Genomic DNA, 16,990 nt, shown 5'->3' on the forward strand with positions numbered 1-16,990 from the left:
TCGGTTGGCCCAGAGTCTACCTCAAACTGGATTAGGTGGAGGGGGCAACGTCATGTGCACGGTGAACCCCGCCGAGCCGCAGGCGGTATCAACCACCGTCTCGCCCTCTTTCGGGTTCATCATCTTGACGCACATGTCGATCACCCAGCGGGGGGTGAAATACTGGCCCTTCTCGCCCTTTGACGATTTCGAGACCAGGTATTCAAAGGCGTCGTCGATCACGTCGAGGTTGGAGTTGAACAGCTTCCATTCTTCCAGCGAGCCGACGCAGACTTGCAGGTGGTCGGGCGACAGGCGGATGCGTTCATCGTCAAGGAAGACGCCGGGCCATTTCTTCTTGGCCTCGTCGAACAGGTTCTGGATCGCCACCTTTAGCTGTGCCGCCGTGTTCTGGTTGCGGAACCGCAGGGCGTTGCCCAGCCGGTGCGAGTTCATTTCGTCATAGAGCTTGGTGAAGATCAGCTTGAAGACCTCCTCGAAGACATCGACCCCGGCATTGGCCAGAACCTCGTCTTCCATGTCCTCGATCAGGTCGCGCAGGGAGCGGGCGAATTTGCCTTCCTTCACCCGCTCTTCCTCTAGGTCGATCAGGGTCTGGATGGTCCAGGGCTGATCCACGACCTGTTCGATGGTCTGATCTGCGCGGGGCAGTTCGTGGATCGGCATGAAGTAGTTGGGGTTCTTGCGATGCCAGACCTCGGCCAGAATGCCATCGCTCCACACGGCAAGCGGTGCGCCGGTCGCGTGGGCGTAGGACCTGAGTTGCTCCTTGCCGTCCTTATATTTCGGCTGCTTCACCTCGACGATGATGTAGGGGACGGTCGGGCGGTCAGCGTCGAAGACCACGATGTCGGCCCGCTTGGAACTGTCGCGCCCGAAGGTGATCGGGTATTCGATGGCGATGCGCGACCGGGCATAACCCAGCTTGTCAATCAGGCGGGCCAGCCAAAGCTGACGGGTCCGTTCCTCTGACTTGAGTTGCACTTCCTTGTCGCGGACGAGGCAGGTCACATAGGGCACCTGCTTGCCCCGGTTCTCACGCATGACCACGCGGGCATCGAGTGCGCGGGCCTCTTCTTCGGAGAACAAAACGAATTCGCTGAACTCAGCCGCGATCTTATTCATTGGATACAACCCACCCTTCCTTGCGCCACGATCCCCCGCGCTTGGGCGTCCGGCTTGGTTTTGCTTCGTTTCCAGCCTTTGGGTTGCACATGTCACAAGGCCAGATGTGCGATTTGCCCGGTTTTCCGGGCATTTGGGGTGCATCGCCGGGCAGGTGCTACAACAGCGCACCCGCCGCGTTGCCGGTGAACAGTTCCCCCTCGCGGACGTAGCGGGCCAGCATGGCGTCGGTGGCGTGGCCGGTCATTGCCCGGATTTTCAAGGCGGAGACCCCCGCCTGTGCCGCCGAAGTGGCAAAGCCCGCCCGCAGGCTGTGGCCGGAGTAGCCCTCGGGGTCGATCCCTGCCGTCGCCAGCCGTTCCCGCAGCAGGACCGACACCACGTCCCCGGTCAACGGGTTCGTAGCAACATGGCCGTGCCGAGTGATCGGGCGGAACAGGGGGCCGGTGTCGATGGCCGATGCTGACAGCCACGCCTCAATCGCCGCGACGGGGCAATGGCGGGTGCGACCGTGGGGGATGCCGATGCGGCGGCCTGCCCCCTCCTGATCGGTCTTGCTGCGCTTGATCGTCACGATCAGACCTTGCCGGACGGTTTCGATGTCGGCCCGTTCCAGCGCCACCAGTTCGGAGCGGCGGAAGCCCCCGGCGAAGCCCAGAAGTAACAGCGCCCGGTCGCGCTGGTCGCGCAGGGTTTCCCCCAGGCTGTCCAGCACCAGCAGCAGGTCGTCGCGCATCAGGGGCTTGGCCTGCCGCTGGGCGGTGCCGTGCTTACGGCGCAGGCCGCGCAGCGTGGCTTTGACAACCTCAGCGCGGCAGGGGTTCGGCAGGCCCGCCATTTCGTGCGCCTTGCTGATCGAGGCCACCCGGCGCTGGATGGTCGCCACGGCATGGTAGCCCGCGTGATCGCCGACATAGGCGCAGACGGTGGCCGGGGTTGCAGGCAGCGACCCGCCCCAATCTTGGAAGTGCGTCAGATCACCCCGCAAGGCCCGTTCGGTGGCCGGGGCGAGGCTGTGCCGCAGCAGGTCGGTTGCCTCATCGGTCAAGGTTTCACGCGCCGCAGGTAAGAACGTATCGGCGTTGCAATTAACTGCAAAACGTTCGCCCACTTGCCCCTCCTGACCGCCCTTGTTGACCCGTGTTAATGGGTGAGTATCCGAGGTTAGAACCGCCTCATGCATCCCGCGCCTCCTTCATCACACCCGCCCGGATGCGGTTCAGCAGTGGCAAATCCTGCCGCATCAGGTCGAGAGCCTGCACCGCAGCCTCTGGGTCCACCCCCAACGTTTCGAACATCAACTGCGCGTGGAGCCGGTCGGAGAGGTCGCCCCCGACACGGCGGGTCAGCAATCCGCCCTCGACCCGGAACAGCACCTGACCGAGGAAGCCGACACGCTGGCCGGGGGGCAGCATTTCGCGAGCAAACTCCGCCACGCCTGCTTGCGTCGCGGCCAGCCGGGATAGGGCCAGCTTGCCCTCGCGGGTGAACATGTCGAGCGCCCAGCCGGGAACCCCGCCGATCATCACCTCGGGCGGCAGGGGGTCATCGGTCGCGCCTGCCCGCAGGCCGTTTTCCAGCGCCAGAAGAGCCAGCAAGGGCGGCAGGGCCTCGCCCGTCTTGCGATAGCCTTCGCGGCAGATCGCCAGCGTCGTGGGCGCGGTGCCGAGTTCGTCCAGCAGGTCGAAGGCCAAAGCGACCTCGCCACGCCGGACGGGCAGCTTGCCACCGGGCCGGTCGGTGCTAAAGAGGAACAAGGTGGCAAGGGCGCGGCAGTGCAGGTTCGGGGTGGTCAGTGCGATCAGACGCAGGCGGGGGTTGGTCTCGGCGGCAAGGGCGCGGCGAGTGTCGGCAAGGTCGTGCAGCGTTTCCAGAGCCATGTAAAGGTCATCGGTCGCCCGGCTTTTCGGCGCGTCTGCCAGAGCCTTGACCACGACCGACGTCACGGCCCAATCGCCACCGATTGCAGCCCGGAACCGCTTGCCGGTCAGGGCAGCCACGGTCAGGCCCACGGTCGGCAGGCTTCCCAGCCCGACATCCTCGAAGGCGATGCCACCCAGCCTGCGCCAGAGGCGGTCGGGGGCATCCCTCAGCAATGTGGCGGATGCGTTCAAGGCCAGATCGGCACGGCCCCGGCGAACGGCCTTTTGCAACAAACTCATGGCCAGCCAAGGCGAGATCGGCAGGGGCTGTCCCTGTGGGACACGCTCCTGCGCGGCGATCCGCTGGATCAGGTCAGTTCGGAACCGGGCTATCAGGTCGGGGTCAGTCATCCATCGCTCCTTCGATTTTGGAAGGGGGATCAATGACTTGCGACCCTCATTAAGCGTATGAGAATGGCCACCTAAGGAAAGGAAAGAACACCTGAGGCTGCCGATTTCCGCGCCTCAACCGGGTTGGCGGAGGGGGGTTGGCAGCGACACACGGAATGTCGCCGCCGGGAACGTTCCCTTGTCTTTCCACCACACCCGCCGCCGAAACCGCGCAGGATCAGCGGGTTACAGCGCGTCTGACAGTTCCGATTTCTGTCCCCGCGAGGGGTCGATCCTCAGAACCCATGCCTGCTGATGGGGTTGCAGCGCGTGAAAGCGGATATGGGGGCCATACTGCTTCCACCACTGCGGCAGCTTGCTATGCAGGAAGTTTTCCTCACAGGAGCGAAGCCATTCTGGGCCTCGGCACTGCGGGAAGTCGTCGGCAACTTCGGCCTGCAACTCTGCGGGCGTGCAGATGAAGTATTCATGGCCTTCGGTCTGCCTGATGAACTCGCAGTATTCACGGTTCCGCTCGAAGAGCACTTGAGCCAAGGTCAGCGGTGGTGCAGCCGACTTCGCGGGGGCAGAGACCCTTTTGCTCGGGACCACGGCAACCAAAGCTGCACGCTCCCCGGCGATGATCTCCCCATCCGTCCACCCCTGTCTTCGCCGCTTTCTGATCGCGGTAGAGCTGACCCCCTGCTTCGCGGCAAGCTGAGAAGCGGTGTAGCTGCGCCCCGTGTTCGGGCAGGTAAAGATCAGGCTGTCACCCTTGTTTCTGATCTGGGTGATCTTGTCGGCCCATCGCACCTTGCCGGGGGCGTATTCGGGATCGTGATTGTCGATCCGGTCGAGGGTCGCCCGCGATGTCGGCTTCGGCCCAACCAATCGCAGGAAGTCCGGGAAGCTCCGGAAGGCAGGATGCACCACTGCCCCACAGGTCTTGACCCGTTGCAGCATGTTCCGATGGGTGTTCGCCTCGCCCGCATACTTGGCCCGCAACGCCATGGTGGACATGGTGCCGAGGTCATGCAGCAGCGCGACCCACGCCGGATCATCGGGCATTTGCTTTGCTGCGAAACCATCTGACTGAGGTTTGCTTATGACCGGAACCGGAACGTCAGACGCGACGCCTGCATCCCCCGGATTGTGCGCGGTTTTCTTCGCGGGTTTCTGCCCCTTCGTCGGTTTCGCGGTCGAAGCAACTGGCGATGCAGCAACCGCTCCGCCCGATCCTGTCAACATGGCTTTCGTCTGCTTGCTCATCGCCAATCCCCCGATTTCAGGCCCAGAAGGCGGTTAGCAGGGGCGGGCAAATTGACTTTGTTGCCCAAGGGGTGGCTTTCACCAGTTAGCAAGCCTAAGCGATTGAAACAGTGTGGGAAAAAGTGAACCCTACGGGCTGCCACTTCCTCCGCCAAGATATTGCAACGCATGGGGTTTTTCCTCGTGTTTGATGACCGTTCAGAGGCGGTTGGCAGATTGTAGCTTGTTTTTGGTGTCTTGCAGCGTCCCGAAGGCGCTGTGTTCACGCCGAACCTGGTCTGCTTTCGCCCTGTAGCGACGCACCTCCGGGTCGGTCTGGTGGCCGGTGATCGCCTTGATTTCGTGATGGGTGCACCCCGCCTCGGGCCGGCTCCGGGCACATGCCCTGCGCAGGCCACGCTCTGAATCCGGCCAAGCGATCAGGAGAAACTCAGACAGCGCAGGCAGCGGTGCGCATTGCCAGCGCCTTGTCCAAAAGAAAAAGCGCCGCGACAGGCGCGGCGCTTTTCCAACTGTCAGAGATCGTGATCAGTTCAGTTCTTCAGCCCGCGACGCTTCGATCGCTTCGGATGCAGCGGCGGCATAGGCAGAGAAACTGTCCAGCACCTCGGGGCCGCTGCGGACATTGGTCCGGAACCAGTCAAAAGCGGGTGCTGCCGCTTCCATGAACATCGCGCGCTGTTCTTCGGTCGGCACATAGATTTCGCCGCCAGCCGCGCGGAAAGCGTCATATGCGGCGATTTCCTTGCGCTTCGGGCTGGCAAAGGTCGCCTGTTGCAGGGCGGCAAAGCCATCGATGATGATGCGCTTGTGTTCATCGGACATGCCAAGGAAGCGCTCGTTGTTCATGAACCAGAACGCGCCCATGTAGCTGTGGTTGTCGAGCGTCAGGTATTTCAGCCCGGCATCGGTAAAGCGCATGTTCATGATGTCGGTGATGCCGTTGGCGGTGCCTTCGACAACGCCGGTCTGCAGCGAGGTGAACAATTCCGGCCATGCAATCGGCGTGGGGGCCGCGCCAAGTGCGGTTGCCAGTGTCTGCGGAAGATCGGCGGGAACCGTGCGCATCCGCAAGCCTGCCAGATCGGCGGGTGTCTCGATCCGGCGCTGGGTGTTGGCATAGCTGCGCCAGCCGCCGGTGTTGCCCACCGTCATCAGGCGGATCAGGTTGTCGCTGTCTGCCAGCATCAACGCGCGCAATTCGCGGACGAAATCGCTCGACAAGACATGCTCGGCCACGCGGTCATCGCTCATCAGGTAGGGCAGATCGAGCACCTGAATATAGGGAAACAGCCCCGCAGCCCCGCCCGAGGTCGACACGAAGATGTCGATCGAGCCATCGGCCACGCCGGCCAGACATTCATCACCCTTTGAACAAAGCTGGGTGCCGATGAACAGTTCGACGGCAATCGCGCCATTCGACGCGTTCTCGACAAAATTCTTGAACACGACAAGGCCGTCATAATCCTCGTCCTGGTCGTTCGAGGTGGCGGTGGCGCGCAAGGTGATATCTTGCGCCAAAGCCGCCGTGACCGGTGCCGCCAGCATCGTTGCCAGCAACAGCGATTTGAGGGTTGTCTTCAACATCTTGGTTTTCCTCCCTTTGGATATGTGAAGATCATGGAACAAACCCGAACAGACGCGGCACCGCCAAGGTCAGCGCGGGGATGTAGGTAATCAGAAAGATGACGACGACCTGAACCGCCAGAAACGGCAAGATCGCCTTGGACAAGGTTTCCAGCTTCAGGCCGGAAACGGATGAGGTGACAAACAAGACCAGCCCCATGGGTGGCGTCAAAAGGCCTACCGTCAGGTTTACCGCCATGATGATGGCGAAATGCACCGGATCGACGCCAAGCTCGACAAAGATCGGACCAAGGATCGGGCCAAGGATGATGATCGCAGGGCCCGCATCAAGGAACATGCCGACCACAAACAACAGCAGATTGATCAAAAACAGCAAGATCAATGCATTGTCCGACAGCGACAAGATGATGCTGGCCATCTGTTCAGGCGTGCGCGCCATCGCGGCCACGGTCTTGAACGCCATGGCCGCCCCAACCAGCAGCAACACCACCGCCGAGGTAAGGCCCGCGCGCATCAGCACATCGGGTATATCCGACAGCTTGAGCGAGCGCATGATGAACAGCGACACGATAAGGGCATAGCCAACCGCGACGGCTGCGGCTTCGGTGGGTGTCATCACCCCGCCCAGAATACCGCCCAGGATGATCACCGGCGTCATCAACGGCCAGAACGCCCGCAAGCTGGCCTGCCTCCGGGCGCCCCAGGCGGCCCGTTTGGTCGCAGCGGGCAATTCGTAGCGATCGGCCAGCAGCGACAGGGCGATCATCAGCCCCACGGCCATCATGATCCCCGGCACGATGCCCGCCAGAAACAGCGCGGCGACGCTTTCGCCCATCACATAGGCATAGATGATCATGATGCCCGACGGCGGAATGATCGGCCCGATGATCGAACTTGCCGCCGTGATCGCGGCCGCAAAGCGTTTCTTGTAGCCGTTCTTTTCCATCGCCGGGATCAGCATGGACCCCAGCGCCGACACATCGGCCACCGCCGATCCGGACATGCCGGCAAACAGCATCGATGACAGCACATTCACATGCGCCAGCCCGCCACGGAAATGGCCGACGAGCGCCTGGGAGAATTCGACCAGCCGCAAGGTGATGCCGCCGCGGTTCATCAACTCGCCCGCAAGCATGAAAAACGGAATGGCCATCAGCGGAAAGCTGTCCATCCCGTTATAGACATTACGATAGAGCAACGTGATGTCGCGCTCCATCCCGGCGCCCCACAGCAACAGACCCGGGGCCACGAGCAGGGCAAAAAAGACCGGCAGGCCCAAGAACAGGAAAACCAGAAAGACAGGCAGGAACAAGCTCAGCATGTCATTCCGACCCCAATACGACGCGATCCGAGATCGGGGGCAGATCGGCCGCCCGCCCGAACACCGCGACCAGTTCACGCAAGATCAGCTCAACGCTCACCATGATCAACGCGGCGATCCCCACCAGCATCGACGCCATCTGCCAGGATTTCGGCACCTTGCGCCAAGTGGACAGATCCCAGCTTGTCGGCACATTCAGACTGTCCGTGCCAAAACGGCCGGCAAGCCCGGTGACCTCGTTCCAGCCGATTTGCCACGCTTTCCACAAGACCACGAGTGACACCGCAAACAGCGCCAAGGTCAGGACATGTTGGATCACCCGCGGTGCCAGCGCGACCAGCAGATCAATCGCCACAAATCCGCCCCGCCGATAGGCAGTGCCGATCATCAATCCCGCCGACCAGAGCATCAGGAAGCGAGACGCCTCTTCCGGCCACGGCAGGCCCAGACCGATCACATAGCGAAAAAACACCTGCGCAAGGATGATGACGACCATCAGCAGAATGCAAAGCGCCCCCAGCCAACGCCCAAGCGTCAAGACGCTGGCATTGACCAGCGCAAACAGCCGGGACAGGGCAATCAGCACCTGCATTTGCGTGTCTCCTCCCTGTGTCGCCCCTCTCCCAAGGGGCTTTGCGGGCTTAGCCCAAGGGGCTGAACCCTCCGTATTGGCCTTGATGGAACATCAGGGCGTCGCCGCCCCGATGGCTGGCGCGCATCACCTCGCCGATGATGATCATGTGATCGCCCCCCTCGTGAACGGCGTGCTGGCGGCAATCGAAACGCGCCACGGCCCGATCCAGAACCGGCACACCTTCGGCATTGCGCGTGACGTCCAGACCGTCAAAGCCCGCACCGTCGCGCGCGAACCGCGCCAAAAGGTCCTGCGCGTCGATGGGCAGGACATGGATCGCGTAGTGCCGGGCGGCCAGATAATGGGGAAAGCGACGCGAAGCCCTGGCCGGCGACCACAGCACCAGAGCCGGGTCCAGCGACACGGACGCAAAGCTGTTGGCGGCAAAGCCCATCGGCCCATCGGCGCTGTCGATGGTGATCAGGGTGACGCCGGTGGCAAAGCACCCCAAGGCATCGCGCAAGGCCCGCGTGGTGGCGGGGCCGGGTGCGAATTCCGCCGGGTGCATATGTCCGCCATCGGCCATCATGCGACCTCGCGCCCAAGCGCCAGCGTGTAAAGCTCATACCATGTCTGCCGGTCCATCGGCACATGCAGCGCATCGGCGATACGCGCGATGCGGGCCAGGCTGTTGGTGCCCAGCACCGGCAAGATCCCCGCCGGGTGATGGAGCAGCCACGCGATGGCCACCGCGCTCCAGTCGGTGCCGGCGGCAAGTCCCAGAGCATCGAGTTTCGCGCGTAGCGCGCCGGCTTGGGCCAAAGCCCCGCCGGCCAGCGGGCTCCATGCCATCGGCGCGATCTTGTGCTGGTGCAGATGGGCAAGATCGCCATTCACCAGCGCCGCATGCGCCGTCAGGCTCAGCTCGATCTGGTTGGTCACCAGACGCGCGGTCATGCGCGATTGCAGCAGATCCATATCCCAGGGCCGAAAATTCGAAACACCCACCGCGCGCACCTTGCCCGATGCCACCAGCCCGTCGAGCGCGGCACCCGTTTCATCGGGGTCGATCAGCGGGTCGGGCCGATGGATGAGCAAGAGATCAATCCGGTCGGTTGCCATCTCGCGCAGGCTTGCCTCGACCGAGGCGGTGATATGGGCCGCCGATGTGTCGTAATACTTGACCCGTGCGCCCGCATGCCGGCCGACAGGGGCCACGATATCGCATTTGGTCACGATCTCGATCCGCTCGCGCAGCCCGGGCGCCTGTCGCAGGGCGGCACCCAGCAGCGCCTCGGCGGTGTAGCCGCCGTAAATGTCGGCCTGATCCATGGTCGTGATGCCTTGGGCAAGGCAGGTCTCCACCTTGGCCTGAACATGGGCGGGGCTGGTGTCAGGATCATCGCCCAGCCGCCACATGCCATAGACAAGGCGTGAGAGCGACAGATCGGGGGTCAGTAGAGCGCGTTCCATCAGCGGCGTGGTCCATTTCCAAGAGGTGTTGCAGGGGTGTCCGCCGGCACGCGGCCATAGGCATGGGGCAACGAGACCGTTTTCAGATGCGGCATGACCTTGGCGCCGAAAATCTCGGCCTCGTCATGATGGGGATATCCCGAAAAGATAAAGGCGCGGATGCCCATTTTCCGATACTCGTCCAATTCACTGAGCACCTGATCGACCGATCCGACCAGTGCTGCGCCACAGCCAGACCGCGCGCGCCCGATCCCTGTCCAGAGATGGGGTTCCACATAGCCGAATTTGTCGGCCAACTCACGCGCGCGCGCCTGATGGGCCACGCCAAGGCTGATGCTGTCATGCGCGCGGTCGCGGATCAACTTGCCATATTCATCGTTGAGCTTGCTGGCGATATGTTCGGCATAATCGCGCGCCTCGGCCTCGGTGTCGCGCACGATCATGTGCACGCGCAACCCGTAATCGAGCGTGCGGCCGTGGGCTTCGGCGCGGGCATGAACATCGCGCATCCGCGCCGCCAGAACCTCGCGCGGTTCGGGCCACATCAGATAAACGTCGCATTGCGCGCCGCACAATTCCAGCGCATCGGGCGAATACCCGCCAAAATACAACAGCGGCCCGCCATTTTGCTGATAGGGGCGCGCGGGGTCGGCGGTCAGGCGGCTGATCTTGTAGATATCGCCGTCATATTCGATCTCGTCGCGCGTCCAGGCCTGACGCAGGATCTCCACCACCTCATGGCTGCGCTTGTAGCGAAAGGCGCTGTCGGCCACTTCACCGGGGAAATCGCTGGAAATGACATTCAGCGTCAGCCGCCCCTTGAGCATGTGATCGAGCGTGGCCACCGTGCGCGCCAGCATCACAGGCTGCATCTCGCCACAGCGGATGGCGGCCAGAAAATTGATCCGCTCGGTGATCGGCGCACAGCCCGCCACAAAGGACAGCGTGTCCTGCCCCACCTGATAGCTCGACGGGCACAAGATATTGCGAAACCCGTTGCGTTCGGCGGTCTTGACGATGCTGGAGCAGTGGTCCCAGCTGGAGCGCAAACGCCCCTCTGGCACGCCCAGAAATGCGTAGTCATCCGAACAGAGCGCTGCGAACCAGCTGACCTCTGCCCCGTCCAGATCGGCCGACGTGACCGGAACCACGCTCATCGAATTCCCCGCAATCCATATTTTTTCATTGCGTAACATTGCGAATTTTGTAAATCAATAGTGTATCAATTATACGTGCCAGCGGCAAAACAGGGGTTGGGGGCGTGACGACGCGGGGCGCTTTACCGCTGCACATGCAGATCACGGAACTGATCATCCGCGATATCGCGGCGGGGCGCCTTGTAAATGGCGAGCGGCTCGCCCCCGAGCGCGAGATGGCCGACAGCTTTGGCATCGCGGTGGGCACCTTGCGCAAGGCGCTGGCCACGCTGCAGGAAAAGGGTCTGTTGGAACGGGTGCAGGGGTCGGGCAACTATATCCGTGCCAAGGCTGATACCGGATCGATCTACGCCTTTTTGCGGCTGGAACTGGCCGAAGGGGGGGGCCTTCCGAAAGCGCGGGTGCTGTCGGTGGACCGCCTGCCAAAACACCCCGACTTGCCGCCTTTCGGGCCGCATACGGATGGCCACCGGATCCGCCGCTTGCGGTATCTGTCCGGCACGGTCGCCGCGGTCGAGGAAATCTGGCTCGACGCCAGCCATGCCGAACGGCTGTCGGCAGAGGAGCTTTCGGAATCGCTTTATTACTTTTACGCAAGCCAGCTGAATTTGCGCATCGCGCGCGCCGAGGACCGCGTGGGGCAAGGGCCCCTGCCCGACTGGGCGCCCGCCGAATTCCCGCATGCGCCCGGCACGATGCTTCCGATGATCACCCGTGTCAGCCACGGCCACGAAGATGCGCCCGTCGAAGCCTCCTGGACATGGTATGACCCCGGCCGGGTGCGCTATACCGTCAGACTGAAATAAGGACATGATCTTGGAAACGATACGATACGGCATCATCGGCTGCGGAATGATGGGGCAGGAACATCTGCGCAACCTTGCGCTGATCGAGGGCGCCGAGGTGACCGCGATCTTCGAACCCGATGCCGGCATGCGCGCGCGCGCCGCAGAGCTTGCGCCCAAGGCAGCCTTCATGCCCTCGGTCGAGGCGCTTTTGGCGCTTGCCGATCTGGACGCCTTGCTCATCGCCAGCCCCAATTACCTGCATGTGCCGCAGATCCTCCAGATCGCGGCGACACGCCCCTTGCCGCTTTTAGTGGAAAAGCCGGTGTTTACCGACGCGGCCGATTTCGGCGTGCTCGGCGCGCTCGATTACCCGGCGCCGATCTGGGTGGCGATGGAATATCGCTACATGCCCCCCGTGGCCGCCCTGATCGAACAGGCGCAAACCGTCACCGGCGGCATCAAGGTGCTGACCATCCGCGAACACCGCTTTCCCTTTCTGGAAAAGGTCGGCGACTGGAATCGCTTCAACGCCAAGACCGGCGGCACGCTGGTCGAGAAATGCTGCCATTTCTTCGACCTGATGCGGGTGATCTTGCAAGACAATCCGGTGCGGATCATGGCCTCGGGCGGGCAGGACGTGAACCACCGCGATGAAACCTATGACGGCCAGCCTTCGGATATCTGGGACAATGCCTATGTGATCGTCGATTTCGCCCGCGGCGCGCGCGCGATGCTGGAATTGTGCATGTTCGCCGAAGGCGCGCGCTATCAGGAAGAAATCACCGCCACAGGCCCCGAGGCCCGCATCGAATGTCTGGTGCCCGGTCCCGGCCGCTTCTGGCCCGCGCATCTGGGGCAAGCCCCCGTGCCGCAGCTGATCGTCAGCCCCCGCAACCCCAAGGGCCCGCGCCTGATCGAAGTGCCCGTTGATCCCACCTTGCTCGAGGCGGGCGATCACAACGGATCAACATTTTACCAACATGACCGCTTTGCCAAGGTCGTGCGCGGGCGCGGCCGGGTCGAGGTGGGATTGCAAGATGGGCTTTGGGCGGTCCAGATGGGGCTGGCCGCACAACAGTCGGCCCGGACCGGGCAAGCCGTCACGCTGGATGGTGCGGGGCGCATCACCGCGCCAGTCTGACCCGATCGGGGTCACACACCCGCAGCCCTTGCCCGGATCGGGCAAGCAGATGGCCTGACGCTGCGCAACTGTCAGCGCGGCAGCGCCTCAACCCAAGCTGTCGCGCAGGGTTTTGCGGATCCGAAAAACCAGCGAGCCAAGCCAGCGCAGGCTGAAGATGTAACCGGCCACGGAACTGTGCGGGTAAAGCTTTGCGACCTCAAGACCCTGAGCTTTTGGGAAAATCAGCGGCGCGGGTGGCGTTCTTGTCTTTCGAAACACGATCTGGGTTCGCTTGGGCTGAAACCGCGGGTCGGGCTCCAGACCGGCCTGCGCTGCCGCCCAGATCAGTGTCTGTGGTGTGAACTGATAGAGATGGGCAAAATGAAACCGCCGAAAGGTTTCGCGATCATTCGGCGACATGTCGGGGACCGTGACGTAAAGCACGCCATCCTCCTTGAGCGCATCGGCGAGCCACCGCAGCGCCAGAACCGGGCGGCGCAGATGTTCGATCACCTCGACCGTTGTGATCACATCGAACTTGCCCGGCAGAGCGGTCTTTTCCCAGACATCGTTGATCACATCGACACCGAATTCCGAGGCCGCAAAACGGGCAAATTCCTTGCCCGGTTCAACCCCGATCACCGTGTGGCCCGCCTGTTTGGCGTGGTGCAAAAACACCCCCGCGCCAGAGCCGAAATCCAGAATGCGCGCAGGCTTCGACAAAACCGGCGCCAAAAGCGCCAGACGGTTCGCCGCCTGCCGGTGCGAGCGGTTGAGATGCCGCCGCGATGGTTTGGTCGACGTCATTCCGTAATCCAGACGATACAGGTTCTTGTAGTAATCGACGATCTCCTGCTCGGTGGGCATGGGGTTTGTGCGCATCAATCCGCACTGTGCACAGGCCACCGTCTCAAGCTTCTTGAGCCGGCGATCATGAGTGCAGACGGTCACATGGTCCGCCGCACCACACAGGTCGCAGGCCACAGGCGACCCGCTATAGGGATAGCGCGTGAAGGGCACGATAAATGGAACCACATCGAACATGGCACTCGCCTTTCCCCAAGGCCCCCACAAATGCCATCCCCTTGCTGCAAGGGGCATCGGTTCGGGCCTGATATCTTGTCATCACGCAGCGCCACCGCTGTGCATCATGGGCCTTTCAGTCACGGCACGCGTGTCGCAGCATCGGGTTTGACCAATTTCGCGCGCAGATCAAGCCCTTTGCGCCCCCCGCCCCATCCGGTCGCACGGTAATCGCCAAAGGCGGTTTTCGGGTTGCAGCCAAACCGGACGGTTGGGTGGCACAGGTGGTGCCGCCGGACCAATATACGCCGACATGCCGCACAGCCATTGCATGCGTGCATCAACGCGGCAAAACCAGATCGACCCTGAGGCCGCCCAGATCGGCGCTGTCGCTCAAGATCAGACTGCCACCATGGCGCTGCGCGATATCGCGCGCGATGGCCAGCCCCAAACCGACACCCGTGCCCTTGTCCTGATTGCGGGCCGCGTCGAGCCTTGCGAAAGGTTTGACCGCCTCGGCCCGGCGATGGGCGGGAATACCGGGGCCGTCATCTTCGATGGTGAAGCGGATCGTGCCATCGGGCAAGGCCAGCGTCAGGCGCACGGTTCGGCCATAGCGCTGCGCATTGGAAATCAGGTTCGACAGGCACCGGCGCACCGCCTGCGGGCGCAGCATCACCTTGCCTGCCCGATCTGGCGCGATCAAGGCAACCTGCCCGCCTGCCCTTGCGACATCGGCCACAAGGTCTTGTGCCAGGTGCAGCGGATCGGTGGGCACCGGATCATCCAGCGCCTCGCCACGGGCGAAATCGAGGAAAGTCGCCAGCAGCGCTTCCATTTCGGCCACATCGCGCTTGAGTGCGGCGACCTCGGGGGCATCCTCCAGCATCGACAGGCCCAGCTTCATCCGGGTCAAGGGCGTCCGCAGATCGTGGCTGACGCCCGACAGCATCAAGGTGCGCTGTTCGATCATGCCCTCGATGCGCGCACGCATGTCGAGAAAGGCCAGACCCGCGCTGCGCACCTCGGTGGCGCCGGACGGGCCGTAATCGGCCATCCGCCCCTTGCCAAAGGCCTCGGCCGCGTCCGCCAGCCGTTTGATTGGCCTCAGCTGGTTGCGCAAGAACAGATAGGCCACCCATGTCATGAACAGCCCGAAAAAGATCATCAGCACCAAAAGCTGATGCGGGTTCGAGGCAGACATGCGTCTGCGTGGCATAGACAGGGCGACCGGGCCTTTGGCGGTGTCAAGTACCACCATCGGACGGCGCTCATCGGTCACCAGATCGACCGCCACCAGACCGTCGAGCTTGTGGCGCAAGACCCGTGTCGCGGCGATCCCGGTCAGATCATAGAACACACGGCGGTCTTGCGTCAGATCGCCGGGGGCAGGCACGATTTCGATCTGGAGCGCATCGGCCAAGGCCTCAGCCCGCCCATCCCCCCCCGCGACGGCATCGGCGACAAGGGCCAAGTCCAAGGCAAGCGCCTCCGACATCTGGCCTGCGACGTCTTGGAAATAGCGTTGCAGGATCTGGCCCGACACGACAATCTGCAAGGTGACGATCGGCACAAACAAGATCAGCGCGGCCCGGCCATAAAGCCCCCGCGGCATCAAGCGTTTGAGCCAAGCGAACATCATGGGCACAGTTAACCGGGCAAGCGGACGAATGGAAAGCAAAAGCGATGCGATCTGGCTGGAACCGAGGCTGAGACGGCTCACCGCGCCCAACCCTTCTCCCATGACCTGGCGCGGCACCAACAGCTATCTGCTGGGGCGTGGCAGGGTGGCGGTGATCGATCCCGGCCCGGACAACCCCGCGCATCTGCACGCGCTCTTGGCATCGCTGGAACCCGGCGAGACGATTGAGGCGATCCTGGTCACCCATTCGCATCGCGACCATTCCCCCCTGGCCGGCCCGCTGTCTGCCGCAACCGGCGCGCCGGTGCTGGCGGCCGGCCCATCAGATTGGGGACGCAGCGCGCTGATGGCCCGGCTGGCCGCCGACGGCGGCCTTGGCGGCGGCGAGGGGGTGGATGCGGGATTTGCCCCCGACCGCCAGATCGCCGACGGGGATCGCATCGACGGCGGCTGGGGCCGGATCGAGGTTCTGGAAACCCCGGGTCACATGGCCAATCACCTGAGCTTTGCGTGGGAGGGGGCGCTGTTTTCCGGCGATCTGGTGATGGGGTGGTCCAGTTCGCTCGTCTCACCACCCGATGGGGATATGGGCGCCTTCATGGCCTCGTGCCTGCGGCTGGCACAGCGCGACGACCGGGTCTTTCATCCCGGTCATGGTGACCCGGTGACAACACCAAAGGGCCGGCTGGATGAGCTGATCAACCATCGCAAGATGCGCGAGGCCCAGATCATCGCTGCCTTGTCACAAGACGGCCCGGCCAACGCCGCCGAACTGGCCGGGCGCATCTACACCGAGCTGACCCCCACACTCCTGCCTGCTGCGGCGCGCAATGTTCTGGCCCATCTGATTGATCTTGAAAGACGAAACCTGGCGGTCGTCCAAGGCCCCTTGACGGCCACCGCGCGCTTTGGCCTATCTTGACCCCACAGCCGCTTTTTTCCCCCCGCCCCTCTGGACGCCCGGAATCGAGCTTGCTATACGCACCCTCAGTTCCGGCGTAGCTCAGCGGTAGAGCAGTTGACTGTTAATCAATTGGTCGTAGGTTCGATCCCTACCGCCGGAGCCAAAAATCCTAAGAAAAACAAGTGGTTAAGACAGGGTAGCGAAAGCTGCCTATGTCCGCTTTTTGGCCTTGTCACCTGATTTGTCACCGATGTCGCTGGGCATGTCACTTTCCTCAAATTTCACTCCGCACTCGGTGCATATGAAGCGGGGCGGCCAGCATGTCGCCAGCCGCCCCCACGGTGTCACCCTCGCCCTGAGCAAAGGCCACCGATGCCGGGGTTTTCTGGAGTGCGGCACTCACCGGCTAATCCGCAACCGTCATGCGCTGGCTGTCTGACCTGCCGACGCCCCCGACGGTGAGGGCTTAGACAGGCTTGGAACCCAGAACCAATGCCTTGATCGCTTCGGGATTGGTCAGCGCGCCGCCAACCCGTTTTGCAGTGTAGAATTTGACGTTGCCCGGCGTCGTGTAGGGGTCGCGGATCACCTGCATCCCCATGCGGTCAACAATGGTGTATGCCTCGCCAAAGTTGCCGAACAACATCCCGACCGTGTTGGCTGCGGGCGCGTCCATGTCCTCTGCGATGATCACCGGATGGGCGCGCCTTTGCGATCGGGATGCACTTTGATAATGCTGCCGGTCATGAGGT

At 62.9% G+C, this 16,990-nt stretch carries 16 protein-coding genes and 1 tRNA gene; 4 read left to right on the forward strand and 13 right to left on the reverse strand.

Translation table 11 applies throughout. The features are described 5' to 3' along the window. Nucleotides 1–21 precede the first annotated feature (21 nt). The 10 genes from Q0094_RS11620 to Q0094_RS11665 all read right to left on the reverse strand — a co-directional run bounded on the left by Q0094_RS11620 (nt 22) and on the right by Q0094_RS11665 (nt 10,758). Nucleotides 22–1,125 (reverse strand): type I restriction enzyme HsdR N-terminal domain-containing protein, encoded by a 1,104-nt coding sequence (locus Q0094_RS11620; RefSeq protein ID WP_297619583.1) that lies wholly within the window; start codon nt 1,123–1,125, stop codon nt 22–24. A gap of 157 nt (nt 1,126–1,282) precedes the next feature. After that, nucleotides 1,283–2,236, reverse strand: coding sequence for a site-specific integrase (locus tag Q0094_RS11625; protein WP_297619586.1), 954 nt, complete (start codon nt 2,234–2,236; stop codon nt 1,283–1,285). A gap of 64 nt (nt 2,237–2,300) precedes the next feature. Continuing rightward, the gene (locus Q0094_RS11630; RefSeq protein ID WP_297619589.1) at nt 2,301–3,398 is read right to left on the reverse strand and encodes a hypothetical protein; all 1,098 of its coding nucleotides are present in this window, start codon (nt 3,396–3,398) and stop codon (nt 2,301–2,303) included. A 225-nt stretch (nt 3,399–3,623) separates the two neighbouring features. Beyond that, the gene (locus Q0094_RS11635) at nt 3,624–4,646 is read right to left on the reverse strand and encodes a hypothetical protein (protein ID WP_297619592.1); all 1,023 of its coding nucleotides are present in this window, start codon (nt 4,644–4,646) and stop codon (nt 3,624–3,626) included. Between the two features lie 528 nt (nt 4,647–5,174). Beyond that, nucleotides 5,175–6,233 carry a TRAP transporter substrate-binding protein DctP gene (gene dctP, locus Q0094_RS11640; RefSeq protein ID WP_297619595.1) on the reverse strand — a complete coding sequence of 353 codons (1,059 nt, stop codon included), beginning with the start codon at nt 6,231–6,233 and terminating at the stop codon, nt 5,175–5,177. A gap of 31 nt (nt 6,234–6,264) precedes the next feature. Next, the gene (locus tag Q0094_RS11645; RefSeq protein WP_297619599.1) at nt 6,265–7,554 is read right to left on the reverse strand and encodes a TRAP transporter large permease; all 1,290 of its coding nucleotides are present in this window, start codon (nt 7,552–7,554) and stop codon (nt 6,265–6,267) included. A gap of 1 nt (nt 7,555) precedes the next feature. Then, on the reverse strand, nt 7,556–8,146 hold the full coding sequence (locus tag Q0094_RS11650) for a TRAP transporter small permease subunit (RefSeq protein WP_297619602.1): 591 nt from the start codon (nt 8,144–8,146) through the stop codon (nt 7,556–7,558). 49 nt (nt 8,147–8,195) lie between these two features. Beyond that, nucleotides 8,196–8,714, reverse strand: coding sequence for a flavin reductase family protein (locus Q0094_RS11655; RefSeq protein WP_297619603.1), 519 nt, complete (start codon nt 8,712–8,714; stop codon nt 8,196–8,198). After that, nucleotides 8,714–9,601: an aldo/keto reductase gene (locus Q0094_RS11660; RefSeq protein WP_297619605.1), complete on the reverse strand. Its 888-nt coding sequence runs from the start codon at nt 9,599–9,601 to the stop codon at nt 8,714–8,716. Before Q0094_RS11660 ends, Q0094_RS11655 begins: the two co-directional genes overlap by 1 nt. Continuing rightward, on the reverse strand, nt 9,601–10,758 hold the full coding sequence (locus Q0094_RS11665) for an LLM class flavin-dependent oxidoreductase (protein WP_297619607.1): 1,158 nt from the start codon (nt 10,756–10,758) through the stop codon (nt 9,601–9,603). Before Q0094_RS11665 ends, Q0094_RS11660 begins: the two co-directional genes overlap by 1 nt. Nucleotides 10,759–10,862: 104 nt before the next feature. On the opposite strand from Q0094_RS11665, the gene Q0094_RS11670 reads away from it, so the two are divergent. Both Q0094_RS11670 and Q0094_RS11675 read left to right on the forward strand, forming a co-directional pair. After that, complete coding sequence (locus tag Q0094_RS11670) at nt 10,863–11,564, forward strand: GntR family transcriptional regulator (protein ID WP_297619609.1); 702 nt, start codon at nt 10,863–10,865, stop codon at nt 11,562–11,564. A gap of 7 nt (nt 11,565–11,571) precedes the next feature. Next, the gene (locus Q0094_RS11675; protein WP_297619623.1) at nt 11,572–12,687 is read left to right on the forward strand and encodes a Gfo/Idh/MocA family oxidoreductase; all 1,116 of its coding nucleotides are present in this window, start codon (nt 11,572–11,574) and stop codon (nt 12,685–12,687) included. Between the two features lie 87 nt (nt 12,688–12,774). Here Q0094_RS11675 and Q0094_RS11680 read toward each other — a convergent pair whose 3' ends face one another. Both Q0094_RS11680 and Q0094_RS11685 read right to left on the reverse strand, forming a co-directional pair. Further along, nucleotides 12,775–13,713, reverse strand: a complete 939-nt coding sequence (locus Q0094_RS11680) for a class I SAM-dependent methyltransferase (RefSeq protein ID WP_297619612.1) — start codon at nt 13,711–13,713, stop codon at nt 12,775–12,777. A 319-nt stretch (nt 13,714–14,032) separates the two neighbouring features. Beyond that, a complete protein-coding gene (locus Q0094_RS11685) occupies nt 14,033–15,331 on the reverse strand; it encodes an ATP-binding protein (protein WP_297619626.1) in 1,299 nt (432 codons plus the stop codon). A gap of 103 nt (nt 15,332–15,434) precedes the next feature. On the opposite strand from Q0094_RS11685, the gene Q0094_RS11690 reads away from it, so the two are divergent. Together Q0094_RS11690 and Q0094_RS11695 are read left to right on the forward strand one after the other, a co-directional pair. Continuing rightward, nucleotides 15,435–16,256 (forward strand): MBL fold metallo-hydrolase, encoded by an 822-nt coding sequence (locus Q0094_RS11690; RefSeq protein ID WP_297619615.1) that lies wholly within the window; start codon nt 15,435–15,437, stop codon nt 16,254–16,256. 70 nt (nt 16,257–16,326) lie between these two features. Then, a tRNA-Asn gene (locus tag Q0094_RS11695) sits at nt 16,327–16,401 on the forward strand. 303 nt (nt 16,402–16,704) lie between these two features. On the opposite strand, the gene Q0094_RS11700 is transcribed toward Q0094_RS11695, so the two are convergent. Continuing rightward, on the reverse strand, nt 16,705–16,990 hold a 286-nt coding region (locus Q0094_RS11700; RefSeq protein ID WP_297619618.1), incomplete at its 5' end, for a phage major capsid protein.

The sequence above is a fragment of the uncultured Roseicyclus sp. genome (genome assembly GCF_937892565.1).
In the GTDB taxonomy this organism is placed as follows: domain Bacteria; phylum Pseudomonadota; class Alphaproteobacteria; order Rhodobacterales; family Rhodobacteraceae; genus Roseicyclus.